The organism is Embleya sp. L77, from assembly GCF_055557415.1.
The window spans coordinates 1,312,661-1,329,123 of record NZ_CM145709.1 but is presented as its reverse complement, the minus strand read 5'-3'; the positions used below and the strand labels follow the sequence as shown (position 1 = coordinate 1,329,123).

Annotated in this window: 14 protein-coding genes; 9 read left to right on the top strand and 5 right to left on the bottom strand. The window is 71.9% G+C overall.

Going from position 1 to position 16,463, the window contains the following annotated elements:
* Positions 1-3 precede the first annotated feature (3 nt).
* The 3 genes from ACZOOI_RS05335 to ACZOOI_RS05325 form a co-directional block, all read right to left on the bottom strand.
* Positions 4-897 (bottom strand): TIR domain-containing protein, encoded by an 894-nt coding sequence (locus ACZOOI_RS05335; protein WP_465279662.1) that lies wholly within the window; start codon positions 895-897, stop codon positions 4-6.
* 70 nt (positions 898-967) lie between these two features.
* Positions 968-1,933, bottom strand: coding sequence for an effector-associated domain 2-containing protein (locus ACZOOI_RS05330; RefSeq protein WP_391584883.1), 966 nt, complete (start codon positions 1,931-1,933; stop codon positions 968-970).
* Between the two features lie 104 nt (positions 1,934-2,037).
* Positions 2,038-3,093 carry a TIR domain-containing protein gene (locus tag ACZOOI_RS05325; protein ID WP_465279661.1) on the bottom strand — a complete coding sequence of 352 codons (1,056 nt, stop codon included), beginning with the start codon at positions 3,091-3,093 and terminating at the stop codon, positions 2,038-2,040.
* 317 nt (positions 3,094-3,410) lie between these two features.
* Here ACZOOI_RS05325 and fxsA point away from each other — a divergent pair, with 317 nt between their 5' ends.
* The 5 genes from fxsA to fxsT all read left to right on the top strand — a co-directional run bounded on the left by fxsA (position 3,411) and on the right by fxsT (position 10,939).
* The gene (gene fxsA / locus ACZOOI_RS05320; RefSeq protein WP_465279660.1) at positions 3,411-3,653 is read left to right on the top strand and encodes an FxSxx-COOH cyclophane-containing RiPP peptide; all 243 of its coding nucleotides are present in this window, start codon (positions 3,411-3,413) and stop codon (positions 3,651-3,653) included.
* A 14-nt stretch (positions 3,654-3,667) separates the two neighbouring features.
* Entirely contained in the window at positions 3,668-4,816 is a 1,149-nt protein-coding gene (locus tag ACZOOI_RS05315; RefSeq protein WP_465279659.1) for an FxsB family cyclophane-forming radical SAM/SPASM peptide maturase, read from the top strand.
* Positions 4,813-6,186 (top strand): HEXXH motif domain-containing protein, encoded by a 1,374-nt coding sequence (locus ACZOOI_RS05310; RefSeq protein WP_465279658.1) that lies wholly within the window; start codon positions 4,813-4,815, stop codon positions 6,184-6,186. Before ACZOOI_RS05315 ends, ACZOOI_RS05310 begins: the two co-directional genes overlap by 4 nt.
* Before the next feature lie 114 nt (positions 6,187-6,300).
* Positions 6,301-7,053: a hypothetical protein gene (locus ACZOOI_RS05305; RefSeq protein WP_465279657.1), complete on the top strand. Its 753-nt coding sequence runs from the start codon at positions 6,301-6,303 to the stop codon at positions 7,051-7,053.
* Between the two features lie 4 nt (positions 7,054-7,057).
* The gene (gene fxsT, locus ACZOOI_RS05300) at positions 7,058-10,939 is read left to right on the top strand and encodes an FxSxx-COOH system tetratricopeptide repeat protein (RefSeq protein ID WP_465279656.1); all 3,882 of its coding nucleotides are present in this window, start codon (positions 7,058-7,060) and stop codon (positions 10,937-10,939) included.
* A 61-nt stretch (positions 10,940-11,000) separates the two neighbouring features.
* Here the strand turns inward: fxsT and ACZOOI_RS05295 are convergent, their stop codons facing one another.
* Entirely contained in the window at positions 11,001-12,242 is a 1,242-nt protein-coding gene (locus tag ACZOOI_RS05295; RefSeq protein WP_465279655.1) for a cytochrome P450, read from the bottom strand.
* A 362-nt stretch (positions 12,243-12,604) separates the two neighbouring features.
* Between ACZOOI_RS05295 and ACZOOI_RS05290 the strand changes: the two genes are divergently transcribed.
* From ACZOOI_RS05290 to ACZOOI_RS05275, 4 genes are all read left to right on the top strand, one after another.
* Complete coding sequence (locus ACZOOI_RS05290; protein WP_391584891.1) at positions 12,605-12,799, top strand: DUF2304 domain-containing protein; 195 nt, start codon at positions 12,605-12,607, stop codon at positions 12,797-12,799.
* 83 nt (positions 12,800-12,882) lie between these two features.
* Positions 12,883-13,764 carry a universal stress protein gene (locus ACZOOI_RS05285; RefSeq protein ID WP_465279654.1) on the top strand — a complete coding sequence of 294 codons (882 nt, stop codon included), beginning with the start codon at positions 12,883-12,885 and terminating at the stop codon, positions 13,762-13,764.
* Positions 13,765-13,885: 121 nt separating this feature from the next.
* The gene (locus tag ACZOOI_RS05280) at positions 13,886-14,554 is read left to right on the top strand and encodes a TetR/AcrR family transcriptional regulator (RefSeq protein ID WP_465279653.1); all 669 of its coding nucleotides are present in this window, start codon (positions 13,886-13,888) and stop codon (positions 14,552-14,554) included.
* Positions 14,551-15,723, top strand: coding sequence for an NADH:flavin oxidoreductase (locus ACZOOI_RS05275; protein WP_465279652.1), 1,173 nt, complete (start codon positions 14,551-14,553; stop codon positions 15,721-15,723). Before ACZOOI_RS05280 ends, ACZOOI_RS05275 begins: the two co-directional genes overlap by 4 nt.
* A 202-nt stretch (positions 15,724-15,925) precedes the next feature.
* On the opposite strand, the gene ACZOOI_RS05270 is transcribed toward ACZOOI_RS05275, so the two are convergent.
* A complete protein-coding gene (locus tag ACZOOI_RS05270; RefSeq protein ID WP_465279651.1) occupies positions 15,926-16,384 on the bottom strand; it encodes a MaoC family dehydratase in 459 nt (152 codons plus the stop codon).
* Between the last annotated feature and the right edge of the window lie 79 nt (positions 16,385-16,463).

Below are 16,463 nucleotides of genomic sequence, written 5' to 3'. Positions count from 1 at the left end.
GGCTCAGGACGTGTGGTCGACCGCGTCGCTCGGGCTGGTCAGCGCGGCCAGCAGCGCACGGACGTGCTCGATCTCCGGCCCGGTGGGTTGCACGTCGCCCAGCGCACGCACCAGCGCGTCCAGGGCGCGCGCCGGCTCCGGCTCGGCGAGTGTGGACAGGTCGTGGATCAGCCGCAGCAGCATGATCCGCGGCGCGGCGATCTGCTCGCGGGGCAGCGGTCGTTCGAAGTAGTCCTCGGCCAGATCCAGCCACAGGTTCCACAGCTCGGTCCGGGCGATCCGGGGCACCGCCAGGATCGCGTCGGTCAACTCGCGGGTCTGCCCGGCGGTGATGGTGCGGCGCAGCACCGGTGCGGCCGGCAGCGCGGGCGTGGGCCGGGGCGCGGGGGTGGGCGTGGGCGGCGGCGAGCTGCCGGCCCCGTCCGTGCGCGGGCCCGGGAACGCCGGTGGATCGGCGGGCCGGGACGGTCCGTGGATCGCCGCCATCAGTTCGGCGTGCGCGTCCTCCTCGGACTTGCCGTACAGCGTCTTGCGCAGCAACGGCCGCAACACGGACGGGATCTCCTCGCGATCCAGCTCGTGCACCACGAGCGGGATCAGTCGGCGACCGCTGCCGCGCAGCGCGTCCGACATCGCGGTCCACTCGACCGTGGTCCAGCGCTCCGGTACGAAGTACGCGGGCGAGAACAGCGCGATCATGTGCCCCGCGCCGTCCAGTGCGCGGCTGACCTTGGTGGTCAGGTTCTCGCCCGTCGCCCAGTCCCACGCGTCGAGTTCGACCTCCAGGCCGGCCAGGAGGAGTTGGCCGGCGACCCACTCCGCCCAGGCGGTGTCCGAACCGGCGTGGCTGATGAAGTAGCGCACCGCGTTGCCCCCGTGCTCCCCGTCGTTCGCCATGCGTACCAGCATCGCGCACCGGCCGGCCGGATCCGGCTCCTTCGCCCGATACGGAAGCGGAGCCACCCGTTCAGCCGGGCAGATTGTCGATCGCCCGGCAGACCTCCTCGACGCCCTGGGTGTTGGGCAGCACGTCGTGCAGCGCGCGGCACAGACACTGCAGCGAGTGGATCGGTTCCGGGCCGTTGACCAGGGTCCGGATCATGTGCAGCAGCATCGACCGCGCGTCGGTCATGTGCCGGTGCAACAACTGGTGTTCGAGGTAGTCCTCGGACAGATCCAGCCAGATCGACCAGGTGTCCGGCGCCCGCAGCCCGCGCACGGCCAGGAACAGGTCGGCGAGATAGACGACCTGGTTCTGCGGGATGGTCCGGGACAGCTTGGCCATGTTCCCGAAGCGCAGCAGTTCGAGCGTCACGTCCGGGGTCACCAGGCCGGACGCGAAGAGTTCGGCGATCCGGGCGATCGCCGCGGGCCGGTCGCCGACGAACGCGGCGATCGCCTCGGCCGTGACCATCTCCAGCTCGAATTCGCGATGCGCGTCGAAGAGCATCAGCACCGACGAACCGCGGTCCAGCGGCGGCAGATCGACCGTGCTGCCCAGGTGGCGGGCGAGCGGATCGGTGCTGGTGATCAGCACGTGGCCGGGGCCGGCCGGAATCATCTCGCCGATCAGACCCGGTCGGTCGACCTCGTCGAAGACCAGCAACCAGCCCTCGCGCGACTGTAGTTCGTGCTTCGGGCCGACCTGTTGGTCGACCCGGTGGCCGAGGTCGGTCAGCTGTTCGAGGATGCGGTGCAGGAAGGCCACGCCGCTCTCGGTGGGGCGGGCGGCGCAGTCGAACCACCACACCACGTCGTACAGGTGCCGGTGCCGGTAGGCGTACTCCCGGGCCAGGTGGGTGGTGCCCAGGCCGGGCAGGTCGTCCTGCGGGCGCAGCACGACGCGGTGTTCGGCCTGGAGCAGCGTGCGCAGGTCGGCGAGCGTGCCGTCGCGCCCGTAGAAGCGCCCCCTGGTGCCCGGGACATGCCACACCGGCGGATTGTCCGTGGGCGAGCGCGGCGGGGGCGGAGGCGGGATCCTGGGCGGTTCGGCGGGTCTCGGTGGGCGCGGCGGCGGGGGTATCGGGTCCGACACGGTCAGGCGAACCCCGGATTCCGCGCGGGCAGCGGCGCGAACCGGTGCACCGCTTCGACGAGCAGATCGCGCTGACCGACCGCGTCCGCCTCGGTGAGGTCGACCGGTCGCACGCCGCGGAACATCGACGGCACCTGGGTGCGACCGACCACTATCGGCAACAACCGGCCCCCGGAGTCCGCATCGCCCAGGGCCTCCTCCCATTCGTCCATGGCCAGCCGTCTGGCCTCGAAGTAGTGCTCGGAGAACAGCGCGATCACGTGTTCGCCCAACCCGCGCGCCTGGGCCATCGCCTTGCCGAAGCTCACGCCCGCGCTCCAGTCCCAGCGACTCAGCGAGACCCGGTAGTCCTCGAAGGTGAGCACCTCGCTGACCCAGTCGGCCCAGGCGAGGTCGTTGCCCACGTAGCTGATCACCAGGTCGGTGCGGGCCGGTGGGACCGGTTCCAGGATGGGCAACCGGCGCGGTGGCTCGGGCAGCGTGCGGGAGCCGGCCTCGTGGCTGCCGAACAGCGGCTCGATCTCGGCCGCCTCGCCGGGGGTCAGCGGCGCGAGCCGATGGCGCAGCGCCGCGGCCACCCGGTCGGCGACCGCGCGCACCGCCCGCACGTACCCCAGGTCGCGGATGCCGCCCAGCCGCAGCATGTCGAACACGCTCGGGCCCCCGCTCGGCCCGGCGATCCCGGCGGGCCACTCGATCGCGCCGAGGGCGGCCGGGAGCGGTTGCTCCATCGTGGTCCAGGGCACCGCGATCAGATTCGGCGGCGAGATGCCCACGATCGACTCGTGTCGACGCAACCGGTCGGTGAACACCGCCCAGTCGCGCCCGCAGTCCAGGTCCTCGAAGTAGTCGTCCGAGCACAGCGCGACCATCGCGCGCGCCTGTGCGGGCGGATCGCCGTCCGGCACCTGGACCGGCCCGAAGGTGGGCTGCAACCGGATCGCCGCGCGCACCCCGTCGCCCCCGCGCCGCAGTTCCGCCTCGATGTCGTCGTGAAAGCGGGCCGCCCACTTGGGGTCGCGGTCGGCGACGTGACTTGTGAAGAAGTCGTAGTCCACCAAGCGACCCCCGGGATCGAGCACCGTACACGGACGGCCGAGCGTCCCACGCGCCGCCGGCGGGTCCGGCAACTGCCGCTCCCGTGCCGACCGTTCGTGTGTACGACTCTGCCCACACAGAGCATCGCGCAGGCCGACCCGGCCCGGCTAGTATAGGAAGGCTTGTGTAATCGTGGCGATACGTTCCGCACTCGAATGTACGGGTTTCACTCGGACGGCACGCGCGAGCGGCACACGCCGGTCGTCCGACGCGGACTCGAACATCCGGGCGACGCGGGAGAACGGGGGACCTGCGGATGCAAGGGGAGCGCGGTGACGTGGAGTCGGTTCTGCCGGACCTCGACGGGCTCTGTCTCGACGACCTGGACGACCTGCCGGCGTCCGTGCTCGGTTCCGCGCTGCGCCGGTTGATCCGCGAGTCCGAGGAGCCCTCGGAGGCGGTGGTGGCCAGCTTCGACAGTGCCGTCGAGCCCGCCTTCGCCGAGATCTGGGTGCCGGCCGACTCCGAAGACGGTGCCGACGAACCCCGGTCGGACGGGAGTTCCGGCATCCGGAACTGACCGTGGGAGGGCCGATGAACGAGGCGCTACCGTTTCGGCAATTCATCGTCAAGATCGCCGCACGCTGCAACCTGGCGTGCGATTACTGCTATGTGTACGAACTCCGGGACCAGGGCTGGCGGAACCGGTCCCGCCTGATCGCCGAGGAGACGGTGGTCGCGGTGGGGCGATGGTTGCGCGCGCACGCCGAGCGGGCCGGCCTGCGGAGACTGGACATCGTGCTGCACGGCGGCGAGCCGCTGCTGGTGGGGCCCGATTGCCTCGACGCCATCGCGCGCGAACTGCGGGCCGCGCTGGCGGGCGTGGCCGAACCGCGCTTCACCCTGCAGACCAACGGGGTGCTCCTGGACGAGCGTTGCGCCGAGGTGCTGCTCGCGCACCGGATCCGGGTCGGCGTCTCGCTCGACGGCGACGAACTCGCCCACGACCGGCACCGGCGCGGGCCGGACGGGCGGGGCAGCCACGCCGGGACGGTGCGCGGCATCGAACTGCTGCGCCGGCCCCGCTACCGGCCGCTGTACGGCGGGCTGCTCGCCACGATCGATCTGGCCAACGATCCGGTGGCCACCTACGAGGAACTGCTCGCGCAGGCACCGCCGATGATCGACCTGCTGCTGCCGCACGCCACGTGGGAGTATCCGCCGCCCGGCGCCCGCCCCGACGAAACAGCCCATGCCGACTGGCTGATCGCCGTCTTCGACCGCTGGTACGGCGCGCCCGTGCGGGAGACCCGGGTGCGCATCCTGGAGGACCTGGTCGACCTGACGCTGGGCCGGTCCGTGCACAGCGAAACGCTCGGGCTGAGCCCCGCGGGCTCGGTGGTGATCGAGACGGACGGCACCTTCGAGCGGCAGGACGCGCTCAAGGCCGCCTACGACGGGGCGGGGGCCACCGGGCTCGACGTCTTCCGGCACGACCCGGCGACCGTGCTCGCCGCGACCGCCGGCCCCGGCGGCGGGACCGCCGAGCCGAGCCCGACCTGCCGGCGCTGTCCGGTACTGCGCACCTGCGGGGGCGGCCTGCGGGCGCATCGCTACCACCCGGCCAACGGGTTCGACAATCCTTCGGTGTACTGCGCCGACCTGCGGGCACTGATCGAACACGTGGGGCATCGGGTACGTGCGGACGTGCGGGCGCTGGTGGGCCAGGGGCGGCGGCGATGATCCGCACACACCGCCTCGACGCCGCGGTGTTCGCCGAACTCGCGGCGGGCTACGGCGGATCCGAGGCCGTGGCCGCACTCGTCCGGGCCCAGGAGAGCCGCCGACTGCTCCAGGTGTACGCGGTGGTCGCCACCGCCCGAGAGCGCCTGCCGAGCGCCCGCACGGCGCACCTGGTCGACGCGTTGGACCTGCTCGCCCGGATCCAGCGCACCGCGCCGCAGGCGGCCCGGACGGTGCTGATGCATCCGTACACCGGCGCCTGGGCGATGCGTTGCCTGCTGTGGCTGCGTCGACCCGAGGCGCTCTCGCCCGCGCCCGACGCGGATCGCCTGCTCGACCACCTCGGCTCGATCGCCACCGCCGCCGCGCTGCGCGCCGGTCCCGAGCACGATCCGGGCCAGGAGATCCGGGTTCGCGCCGTGGAGGGATGGGTGTACCTGCCCACGCTCGGCCGGGTGCGTGCGGCCGAGGGCCCGGGTCGGCCCGCGCGGATCGGGCGGCAGTGGCGCCCGGACGATCGGATCGCGCGACACGAGGCCAATCGGGTATGTTCCGCGACGGCCGCAGGGCTGTCCGCCACCGTGGCCATCGAAGACGTGGACCCCTATCGCGACGTACATCGCTGGGAGCCGACGCCCCGCTTGTCCGCGCACCAAGTATCGTTGCTGCAAAGGAACTTCGGGAAGGCGTGGGGCCGGCTGGCGGTTGCCCACCGGGCCTACGCGACCGGCCTGGGCCAGGCGTTGTCCACGCTGGTTCCGGTGGTGGCGGAACCGGGGGCCAGCCTGAGTTCGTCGTCTCGATACGCGTTCGGAAGCATCGCGTTGACGCCGGCGATGGGGCCGATCACGCTGGCCGTGACGCTGATCCACGAGTTCCAGCACAACAAGCTCGGCGCGCTACAGGACATCACGAATCTCTCGGAACGCTCGACGCTCCGGTATCGGGCGCCCTGGCGGTTGGACCCCCGACCGGTGGGTGCGCTCCTGCAGGGCGCTTACGCGCACCTGGGGATCGCGGACTTCTGGCGGATTCGGCGGCACAGCGCCGCGGGGGAGGAGCAGGATCGGGCGCAGGCCGAGTTCGCCGTGCACCGTGCGCACGTCGCGGAGGCGATCGGGACGCTGCGCGCGTGCGGCGAACTGACGTCGGACGGTGCGCGGGTCGTGGCGGGCATGGCGCAGACCGTCGAGCCGTGGTGGCGGGAGGACGTGCCCGCCGACGCGGCGCGCCGCGCGGCCGAACGGGTGCGATCGGGCCGGCGCACCTGGGCGGAGCGAAACGGTGCCGGAGCCGGTTCCGGCCGGGGTGGACCGGTGGTGGGCATGGGCAAAACGATACGAAACGAGAGAGAACATGAGATTACCTGATGTCACGAGGAGTAACTTCGCGTGATGGACTCGGGTAGCCTGGGAACAACGAGTGACGGACGGGGAGGGCAATCCCACGCGCGTCGAAACGAAGCACCGACAGCAGGGGCCGAGATGACACCAGTCTTCTTCACGAGTCGGTCGTGCGGCGACGAGCGTGTCTACGTCGAGCGCTTCCACGCCGACCTCGAACAAGCCGTCTCCGCCCGCGTGCCGGGCCGGGACGGCGCACGGGGCCTGCTGTCGCCGTGCGCGGAGCGCGATCCGGGCGACCCACCCGAAACGCTCGCCGCCTGCTCGGTTCCCGCCGCGGTGGTGCTGGCCTCGCCCGACTACCTCGCCGATCCCGACGCCATGCGCGAATGGGCGGTGATGGCCGAACGGGTACGTGGACACCGCGTCCGCACCGGCGAACGACTCGACGCGATGGTCACCGTGCGCTGGCGCGCCGCCGACGCCCGCCCCGGCGAGCAGCCCACCCCGGACGTGGGCGCCGACGGCGACTACGGTCCGATCTACGCCCGCCAGGGCCTGTTCGACCTGATGCGCCTGGAGGGCCACTCCGCCGACTACCGGCGGCTGATCGCCGACTTGGCGCGCGTGGTGGTCGAGGCCAACCGCGTTCCGCTGCGCCCGCTGCCGCCCGCCGAGGCGCGCGAACTCCTCGGTGCGCGCGCCGTTGCCGGCCCCACCCCCGCCCGACTGCCGTACGCGGGCTCCGCGCCGGTCGCGACCGCTGCCCGGGTCCTGCCCCTGCATGCGCGCACCGGGCCGGACCTGCCCACCCGACCCCGCTGGATCACGGCCCGACACAATCCCCGCCGCCCGTTGCTGTGGGGACCCGGTGGCGATGTTGAGGAGCACTGAAACGATGAGCGACAACCCGCCGGGAACCGTCGTCACGTTCTACTCGTACAAGGGTGGCACCGGGCGCACGATGGCCCTGGCCAACGTCGCCTGGATCCTGGCCTCCCGAGGCAAGCGCGTGCTCGTCGTGGACTGGGACCTCGAATCACCGGGCCTGCACCGCTACTTCCACCCGTACCTGATCGACAAGCGGCTGGAGGACACGCGCGGAGTGCTCGACATGATCCGCGCGTTCGCCAAGGTGGTCGGCTCCCCGACCAGCACGGACGCGATGATCGAGTCGAGCCGCGTCGCGGAGAGCCGGGTGGACGGCTGCGCGGTCAAGGTCGACCGGGACTTCGCCGACGGCGGCCTGATCCGCTTCCTCGGCCCGGGCCGGCAGAACCACGAGTACGCGGCCACGCTGGCCGGCTTCAACTGGGCCGACTTCTGCGAGAGCCCGCACGGCATCGGCTTCCTGGACGCGCTGCGCGAGGACATGCGCGCGTCCTACGACTACGCGCTGATCGACAGCCGCACCGGGCTCAACGACATCGCCGGCATCTGCACCACCCTGTTGCCGGACATCGTGGTGGACGGCTTCACGCTCAACGAACAGGCCATCGACGGCGGCGTCAACGTGGCCCGCTCGATCGCCCGCCAGGCCGATCGGCCGCTGCGCATCCTGCCCGTGCCGATGCGCGTGGAGGACGACGAGAAGGACAAGCTCGAAGCCGGCCGCGACCACGCCCGCGAGCGCTTCGCCGAGTTCCTCGCGGATCGCTCCGAGGCCGAGCGGACCCGGTACTGGGGCGAGGTCGAGATCCCGTACAAGGCGTTCTACGCCTACGAGGAGACGCTCGCCACGCTCGGCGACCGGCCGCTCCAGGAGGGCAGCCTGCTCAGCGCGTACGAGCGGCTGACCGGCGTGCTCACCGACGGCGCGATCAGCCGGCTCGACCCGATCGACGAGGTGGACCGCCGGCGTGAACTGCGCCGCTTCGAACGCATCCGCTACACCGCCCCGGTCACCGTGCGCATCCTCTACAGCGCGCGCGACCGGATGTGGGTGGACTGGGTGCGCGCCCAACTGACCGCCTCGGGCGCCCAGGTGGTCGGCACCGGCGGCTGCGACACCCCGGTCGAGGACCTGCAGAACGTCGACAGCGTCGTGGTCGTCTCCTCCTCGCACTCGCTGCCCAGCCGATCCTGGACCGCGATGCGCACGGCGCTGCGCCGACTCGCCGCGGTCGACCAGGCGAGCGTGGTGACCCTGCGGGTGGACGATCTGATCGACAGCGACCCGGGTGTGGGCGAAACGGTCACCTTGACCGCGCTGTCCGAGGAACAGTGCCGCACCGTGCTCCTGACCGCATTCGGTCGCACGCCCACCGATCCCGCGCCCGCGGACGGCCCCAGGTTCCCCGGGACCAAGCCCAGGGTCGCCCAACTGCTGCCGCGCCACCCGGCGTTCACCGGCCGCGACGACATCCTGGAGCGGCTGCGCGACCAACTCGCCAAGGGCGCCACCGCCGTACTGCCGCAGGCGTTGCACGGACTCGGCGGCGTCGGCAAGACCCAGGTCGCGCTCGAATACGCGCACCGCTTCGCCGCCGACTACGACGTCATCTGGTGGGTGTCGGCGGAGCAGGCACAGGGCGTCGCCGCGCAGCTCGCCCGGCTCGGCGATCGGCTCGACCTCCCCGCCGGGGAGAACGTCACGGACGCGGCGGCCACCGTGTTGCAGACCCTGCAACAGGGCGAGCCCTACGACCGGTGGTTGGTGATCTACGACAACGCGGACGAACCGGCGTCGTTGACCCACCTGATGCCCCAGGGCAGCGTCAACGGCCACGTCCTGGTCACCTCGCGCAACGACCTCTGGGCACGCAGCGCCCGCCCGCTGGAGGTCCCGGTGTTCCGCCGGGACGAGAGCGTCGCGCTGCTCCAGCGCCGGGTGCCGTCACTGACCGAGGCGGACGCCCAGAAGGTGGCCACCGCGCTGGGCGACCTGCCGTTGGCGGTCGAACAGGCCGGTGCCTGGCTCGCCGAGTCCGCGATGCAGGTCGAGGAATACCTGGAACGGGTCAACACGCGCGTCAGCGCGATCCTGGACGAGGGCCAGCCGCCGGACTACCCGACCACCGCGGCCGCGACCTGGACCGTCTCGCTCGACGAGCTCAAAGAGCGGCAGCCGGCCGCGGTGCGGCTGCTGGAACTGTGTGCGTACCTGTCGCCGGACTCGATCTCGATGCGGCTGCTGCGCTCGCGCGAGGTGCTCCAGGAACTGGTGCGGGTGGACAGCTCGCTCGGCGACACGCTCCTGCTGTCCCGGATCTTTCAGCAGCTCGGCCGGTACGCGCTGGCCCGGGTGGACCGCGGCGAGGACACCATCCAGGTGCACCGACTCGTCCAGGCCGTGTTGCGCGACCAGATGCCGCCCGAGGAGAACGCCGCCCGGCGCGCCCGGGTGCTGGAGATCCTGGCCGCCAACGCGCCCGGCGACGTGGACGACCCGGCCAACCAGGAGACGTACGAGGAGCTCTACAAGCACCTGGTGCCCTCGCGCGCGCTGGAGAGCGACTCGGAGTCGGTGCGCCGCTGGATCGTCGAACAGGTGCGCTTCGCCTGGCGCTTCAACGACTGGGAGTTCGGCCAGTACATCGCCGAGATCGCACTGGAACGCTGGCGCGCCCGGTTCCACCGGCACGACGCGCTGACCCTGCGGATGTGCACCCAGTTGGCGAACGTCTACCGCTCCCAGGGCAGGTACCGCAAGGCCTACGACCTGGACCGGGCGACGTTGGAGGCGCAGCGCGAATCGCTGGGCCCGGATCACCCGCACACCCTGATCACCGGCCGCGGTTACGGCGGCGACCTGCGCTCGCTCGGCCGCTTCCACACCGCGCTCGAATCCGACCGGGACAACTACACGCGCTTCAGCGAGGTCTTCGGCGAGGACGCGAACGACACCCTGCTCGCGGCGAACAACCTCGGTGTCTCACTGCGCCTGATGGGTTTGCTGGAGGAGGCGCGCGAGGTGCATCAGGAGGCATTCGACCGACGCCGGCGGATCCAGGGCGACGACCACTCCAGGACCTGCTTCCTGGCCAACGAGGTCGGCCACGACCTGCGCGAGCTGGGTGACTACGCGGGCTCGCGCGCGGTGCTCCAGCAGACCCTGGCGCGCGAGGAGGCAATGGGCCGCACCCGGGACGCGCTGCGCACCGCCAAGAACCTCGCGGTGACGATCCGGCAGAGCGGGGACGCCCGCTACGCCCGCTCGCTGGACAGCGACACGCTGGAGAAGTACCGGGCCTACCTCGGTCCCACCCATCCGGTGCTGCTCTCCTGCACGGTCAACCTCGCCGCCGACAACCACGCGATGGGCAACGACGAGGCGGCGCTCGAACTCGCCCAGGAGGCCTACCAGGGCTACCGCGAGCAGTTCGGCGCGCAGCACCCGTTCACCCTCGGGTGCGCCAGCAACCTGTCGATCTACCTGCGGGCGGTCGGCCGGGACGAGGAGGCGATGGCCCTGGGGCTGCGCAGCCTGGAGGGGCTGCGCGAACTGCTCGGCGAGGACCACCCGTACACCCTGGCCGCGGCGCTCAACCACGCGAACAACCTCTACCAGGCGGGCCAGGCCAACGAGTGCGCCGAGCTGGACCGGGCGACCTACGACCGGTACGAGGCGCAGCTGGGCGCGGACCACCCGCACACCCTGGTCGCGGCCTGCAACCGGGTGCAGAGCCTGGGCGAGATCGGTCGCCGGGACGAGTCCCGCGAATGGTTCACCCGCACCGAGCGGGCGTGTCGGCGCAAGCTGGGCGACGAGCACCCGATCACCCAGGGGCTGCGCTCGCGCCGCCGGCTGGAGACCGACATCGAGGTGCCCGCCGCCTGACGGCCGTTGTCTCGATGTGCCGCGGCCGACCCGACGATCCGTCGGGTCGGCCGCGGCCGGTTCAGGCCCGGTGCATCCGCACCGGCATGTCCTTGATGCCGTTCAGGAAGTTGGACCGCATCCGCCGTGCCGGTCCGAGCAGTTCCACCCGCTCGACCCGCTCCGCCAGCGTGCGGAACATGATCTCCAGTTCGAGCTTGGCCAGGTGCCGGCCGAGGCAGAAGTGCGGGCCGCCGCCGCCGAAGCCGAGCATCGGGTTCGGATCGCGTCCGATGTCGAGGCGGTAGGGGTCCACGAACACGTCCTCGTCGTGGTTGGCGGACGCGTAGTAGACGACCACCTTGTCGCCGGCGGCGATCGGCTGCCCGCTCAACTCGGTGTCGCGGACCGCGGTGCGCTTGAACGCGTTGACCGGGCTGACCCAGCGCACGATCTCGTCGGCCGCGGTGCCGGCCAGCCCGCCGGGGTCGGCGCGCAACCGCTCCCACTGTTCGGGGTGCTCGATCAGCGCGAGCATGCCGCCGGAGATCGCGTTGCGGGTGGTCTCGTTGCCGGCCACCGCCAGCAGCATGAAGAACAGGTCGAATTCGAGCGCGGTCAGCTCCTGACCGTCGCGGTCGGGGCAGACCAGCTTGGACACGATGTCGTCCACGGGACACTCGCGCCGGGCCGCGCCCAGCGCGTCCGCGTAGCCGAACATCTCCATCTGCACCTGCTCGGCCTCGCCCGCGTCCTGGCGCAGGTCCGGATCCGCCTCGCCGACCAGCTTGTTCGACCAGTCGAACAGCCGGTGCCGGTCGACCTGGGGTACGCCCATCAGGTCGGCGATCACCACCAGCGGCAACTCGGCCGCGCACATCGCCACGAAGTCGCCCTCGCCCCGGTCGACGGCGCTCGCCACGATCCGCTCGCACGCCTCGCGGACCTTGTCCTCCAGGGTCAGCGTGGTGCGCGGGGTGAAGCCCTTGTTGACGATGTTGCGCAGCCGTGAGTGCTCCGGCGGGTCCATGTTGAGCATCATCAGCCGCTGGGTGGCGAGCGCGTCCTCCTCGGGCTCGATGAGCAGGGACAGCCGCTCGTGCGAGGAGAAGATCTCCGGGTTTCGGGACACCCGGATCACGTCGGCATGCCGGGTGACGGCCCAGAAGCCGTCCGGCCGCTCCGGGTCGGCGTGGCGGTAGACGGGGGCGGTGCGGCGCATTCGGGCGAACGTCGCGTGCGGGATGCCCGCCGCGTAGCTGTCGGGGCTGTAGACGTCGAACACGGCGGCGTTCGGGGCGGCACTGTCGATCGTTTCGGGCACGGCGGACCTTCCGGCAGTGGTGCTGGCTGGGCGCGGGCGCGGCCAGAATTCCACGGCTCGGGTGGGTCGGGAAGAGCGATCGGGGTGTGACGGCGGGCGATGTCGCGCCCGTCCGCGACCCGACACGCCGGGCGCGGGGTGGGACACGCCGGGACACGCCTGAACACACCGTCACGAAGAGCAACTCAACGAGCGAAGTGGTGACTTTTTGCTACTTTATAGACACTTTCTGTTAGTTTTTGTGACGGTGACAAAAGCAGACAAAGTCCGCCGTCCCACCGGCACTCTTCGCGCTGTCCCGAAATCGGCGCGGCCGTTCCGTCCCCTGCGCTCCCGAGCGCGCCTCCCGAGGAGTCACCCCCATGGCCTTGTCCATCTCCACCGTCGTCCTGCTGGGCGTCATCGTGTTCATCTTCATCCGCAAGGGCGGCATGCGAATCCCGCACGCGATCGTGTGCGCGCTGCTCGGGTTCTATCTCGCCAGTACCTCGATCGCGCCGAGCATCCACAGCAGTGGCAAGAGCGTCGCGAACCTGCTGAGCAGCCTGAACTTCTGATCGCGGCGGTCACCCGAACCGGCTCGGCGGCAGGTGCGCCGGGCCGGTCTTCGCCGTTTCGACACCGGTAGGGGAGAGCAGGCATGGCGAACACGGGCGAGGTCGACACACCCCTGGTGGTCGTGGGCACGGACGGCTCGGAGCACGGCGACCGGGCGGTGGCCCACGCCGCCGCGGAGGCGGCCCGGCGCGGCGCAACGCTGCGCATCGTGCACGCGATCCGGGTGCCGATGGCCACCCCCGGCTTCGAGCCGGTGGAGCCGAACGAGGACACCCGCCGGGCGGCCGAGGCGCTGGTGCGCGATGGCGCCGCGGCGGCGCTGCGGCGCCATCCGGACCTGAACGTGCAGGCCCGGGTCGGCTACGGCCTGCCCGGCGACGCCCTGCTCGCGGCGGCCGAGGGCGCGGTGCTGCTGGTCGCCGGATCGCGCGGGCGCGGCGGGTTCGTCGGCCTGCTCCTGGGCTCGGTCTCGCGATTTCTGGCCGCGCGGACGACATGCCCGCTGCTGATCGTGCGCGGCGAGCACGGGGCGCCGGCGCCGACCGGGGTGAACGTGCTGCTCGGCGTCCAGGGCGACGGCGACGAGCGGGCGGTGCGGGCCGCGTTCGAGGCGGCCCGCGGGTGGGGCGTGCCGGTGCATGCGGTGCACGCGTGGAGTTGGCCCGGCTACGCGGGGCTCGCCGGGCCCAGCGAGGCGGACATGCGCGCGGTCGCCGAGGTGCATGCCGCCGCGCTGGCGGGTGCGCTGAGCGGGGAGCGGACCCGGTTTCCCGACGTCGAGGTGCGCGCGGACTCGGTCATGGCGGACGCGGCCGGGACGCTCGTGGAGGCCTCGGCGGGCAGCGCGCTGGCGGTGGTCGGCGTACGGCACCACCGCGGCCCGCTGCGGCACTGGGTCGGCCACGTCGCGACCGCCGCGATCGAACACGCGCACTGCCCGGTGCTGCTGGTCCCCCTGGACTGAGCCCCGGGCCGCCGTCCGCTCCGGGCCGGCCCGTCGACGCGCTCGCCGGGCCGGCCATGATTTCGATCAGTGCTTCAATCAGTGATTGAAAATGCCGGCGCTTCGTGGTTTGGTGCCTGCCGTGACAGCACAATCGCGGGCCCGGCTGCTCGACGAGGCCGAACGGCTCTTCCTCGCGCAGGGCTACGACCGGGTCTCCGTCCGGGCGGTGAACGCCGCCGCCGGGATGAATCCGGCCGCCGTGCACTACCACTTCGGGTCCAAGCGGGACCTGGTCGTGGCGCTGCTGCAACAGCGCCTGGGGCCGCTGTGGGCCGGGCCACTGGCCGACCTGGATCGGGCCCGCGCGGCCGGGTGGACGCCCACGGTCGGCGAGGTGGTCACGATCATCGTCGAGCCGTTCGACCGACTGGCCCGCGAGCCGAACGGGCCGATGCTGCTCCAGTTGCTCGCCCGTACCGTGCTCTCCGGGCACGAACTGCCGTGGGACGACCCGTGGTTCCGGCACGCACCGTGGCGCGCACTGCTGGCCGCGGCGCGTCCGGACCTGAGTGCCCGGGAGATCTCGGACCGCTGGCGGCTCGCCTTCGACCTGCTGCTCCAGCTCTACGGCCAACCCGTGGCGGACGCGTTCGTACCGCCGCCGGCCCCGGCGGCCGTCGTCGGCTTCGTCACCGCCGGCCTCGACGCCCCGCGCCCCGCCGATGCGTCGCCCGCCGACCCGGCGCCGACCGACCCGCTCTCGCCCGGTCCGTCCCGGACGGCACGCACAGAACGAGGTGACTCGTGATACCCGACGTCTTCGCCCCCGCCACGCTCGGCCCGCTCACGCTGCGCAACCGGATCATCAAGGCCGCCACCTTCGAGGGGGCCACCCCGGACGCGCTGGTCACCGACGACCTGATCGAGTACCACCGGCGTCCGGCCGCGGGCGGCATCGGGATGACCACCGTGGCCTACTGCGCGGTCGCCCCCGAGGGCCGCACCGACCGGCACCAGATCTGGATGCGCCCCGAGGCCGTGCCGGGCCTGCGCCGGCTCACCGATGCGGTGCACGCCGAGGGCGCGGCGGTCTCGGCGCAACTGGGCCACGCCGGCCCGGTGGCCAACGCCAAGTCCAACGGCCGGCCCGCGCTGTCCGCCGGACGCATGTTCAATCCGCTGAGCATGCGCACCACGCACGCCGCGACCGAGGCCGACATCGCCCGGATCACCCGCGCCCACGCCGACGCCGCGCTGCTCGCGATCGAGTCCGGTTTCGACGCCGTGGAGATCCACCTCGGCCACAACTACTTCGCCAGCGCCTTCCTCAGCCCCAAGCTCAACCACCGCAAGGACGGCTACGGCGGTTCGCTCGCCAACCGGGCCAAGGTCGCCCGCGGCGTGTGCCGCGCGGTGCGGGACGCGGTGGGCGACCGGATCGCGGTGACCGCCAAGCTCAACATGGAGGACGGCGTCCCGGGCGGCATCCGGCTGGAGGAGAGCATCCGCACCGCGCGCTGGCTGGAGGAGGACGGCTCGCTGGACGCGCTGGAGCTGACCGCCGGCAGCTCGCTGCTCAACCCGATGTACCTCTTCCGCGGCGACGCCCCGGTGCCCGAGTTCGCCGCGACCTTCCCGCAGCCGCAGCGGCTGGGCGTCAAACTGATCGGCAACCGCATCCTGCGCTCGTACCCGTACGAGGAGGCCTATCTGCTCGCCTCCGCCCGGCAGTTCCGGGCCGAGCTGAAGCTGCCGCTGATCCTGCTCGGCGGGATCACCAACCGGGACACGATGGACCTCGCGATGACCGAGGGCTTCGAATTCGTCGCGATGGGCCGCGCGGTACTGCGCGAGCCGGACCTGATCAACCGGATCGCGGCCGAACGCGAGACCAAGTCCCTGTGCATCCACTGCAACAGGTGTATGCCGACCATCTACAGCCGCACCCGCTGCGTCGTGATCGAGCCCGACGCGTAGGCCGGCCCCGGCACGCCGAGCCACGGCACCGGAGACGACGCGACCCGATCCGGCGGGATCCGGCGGGACGGCGGGATCCGCCGGGCACGGCCCGGGCCGTGCCCGGCGGACGGGCCCCGGCACGCGAAACGCCGGACGGGCCGAGTACGGCCGGTCCGGCGTCGAGGCGGGGCACGACCGGTCGTCTGCCGGTCGTGCCCGCTCAGACCAGGTAGCGGCTGATCGCATCGATCACGCAGGCCGGCTTGGCCGAGTCGGCGATCTCGACGGTGATCCGGATGGTCACCTGGACGCCGCCGGCGATGTCGGCGACCGCCACGATCTCCGCACCGCCGCGCACCCGGGAGCCGACCGGGACCGGCGCCGGGAAGCGCACCTTGTCCACGCCGTAGTTGACCCCCATCGAGATGTTCCGCACCTCGACGATCTGCGGCAGGAACAGGTTGGACAGCGCCATCGTCAGGTAGCCGTGGGCGATCGGCGCGCCGAACGGCCCCTCCTTCGCCTTCTCCACGTCCACGTGGATCCACTGGTGGTCGCCGGTGGCGTCGGCGAACAGGTTGATCCGGTCCTGGGTGATCTCCAGCCACTCGCTGTGGCCGAGGTGCTTGCCCACCGAGTCCTTGATCTGCTGGAGGTCGGTGAAGACGGTGGCCGCCATGTGCACTCCCGGTCGTTTCTGATGGTCTGTCAGATCAGCTCTCCCGGGTATACCAGACCGACCCGCCGCGATGCCGCCC

Bases quoted from the DNA above. Each gene is read 5' to 3' on its own strand.
- ACZOOI_RS05335 (WP_465279662.1), bottom strand. From the start codon at position 897: ATGGCGAACGACGGGGAGCACGGGGGCAACGCGGTGCGCTACTTCATC.
- ACZOOI_RS05285 (WP_465279654.1), top strand. From the start codon at position 12,883: ATGGCGAACACGGGCGAGGTCGACACACCCCTGGTGGTCGTGGGCACG.
- ACZOOI_RS05305 (WP_465279657.1), top strand. From the start codon at position 6,301: ATGACACCAGTCTTCTTCACGAGTCGGTCGTGCGGCGACGAGCGTGTC.
- fxsT (WP_465279656.1), top strand. From the start codon at position 7,058: ATGAGCGACAACCCGCCGGGAACCGTCGTCACGTTCTACTCGTACAAG.
- ACZOOI_RS05315 (WP_465279659.1), top strand. From the start codon at position 3,668: ATGAACGAGGCGCTACCGTTTCGGCAATTCATCGTCAAGATCGCCGCA.
- ACZOOI_RS05270 (WP_465279651.1), bottom strand. From the start codon at position 16,384: ATGGCGGCCACCGTCTTCACCGACCTCCAGCAGATCAAGGACTCGGTG.
- ACZOOI_RS05290 (WP_391584891.1), top strand. From the start codon at position 12,605: ATGGCCTTGTCCATCTCCACCGTCGTCCTGCTGGGCGTCATCGTGTTC.
- ACZOOI_RS05310 (WP_465279658.1), top strand. From the start codon at position 4,813: ATGATCCGCACACACCGCCTCGACGCCGCGGTGTTCGCCGAACTCGCG.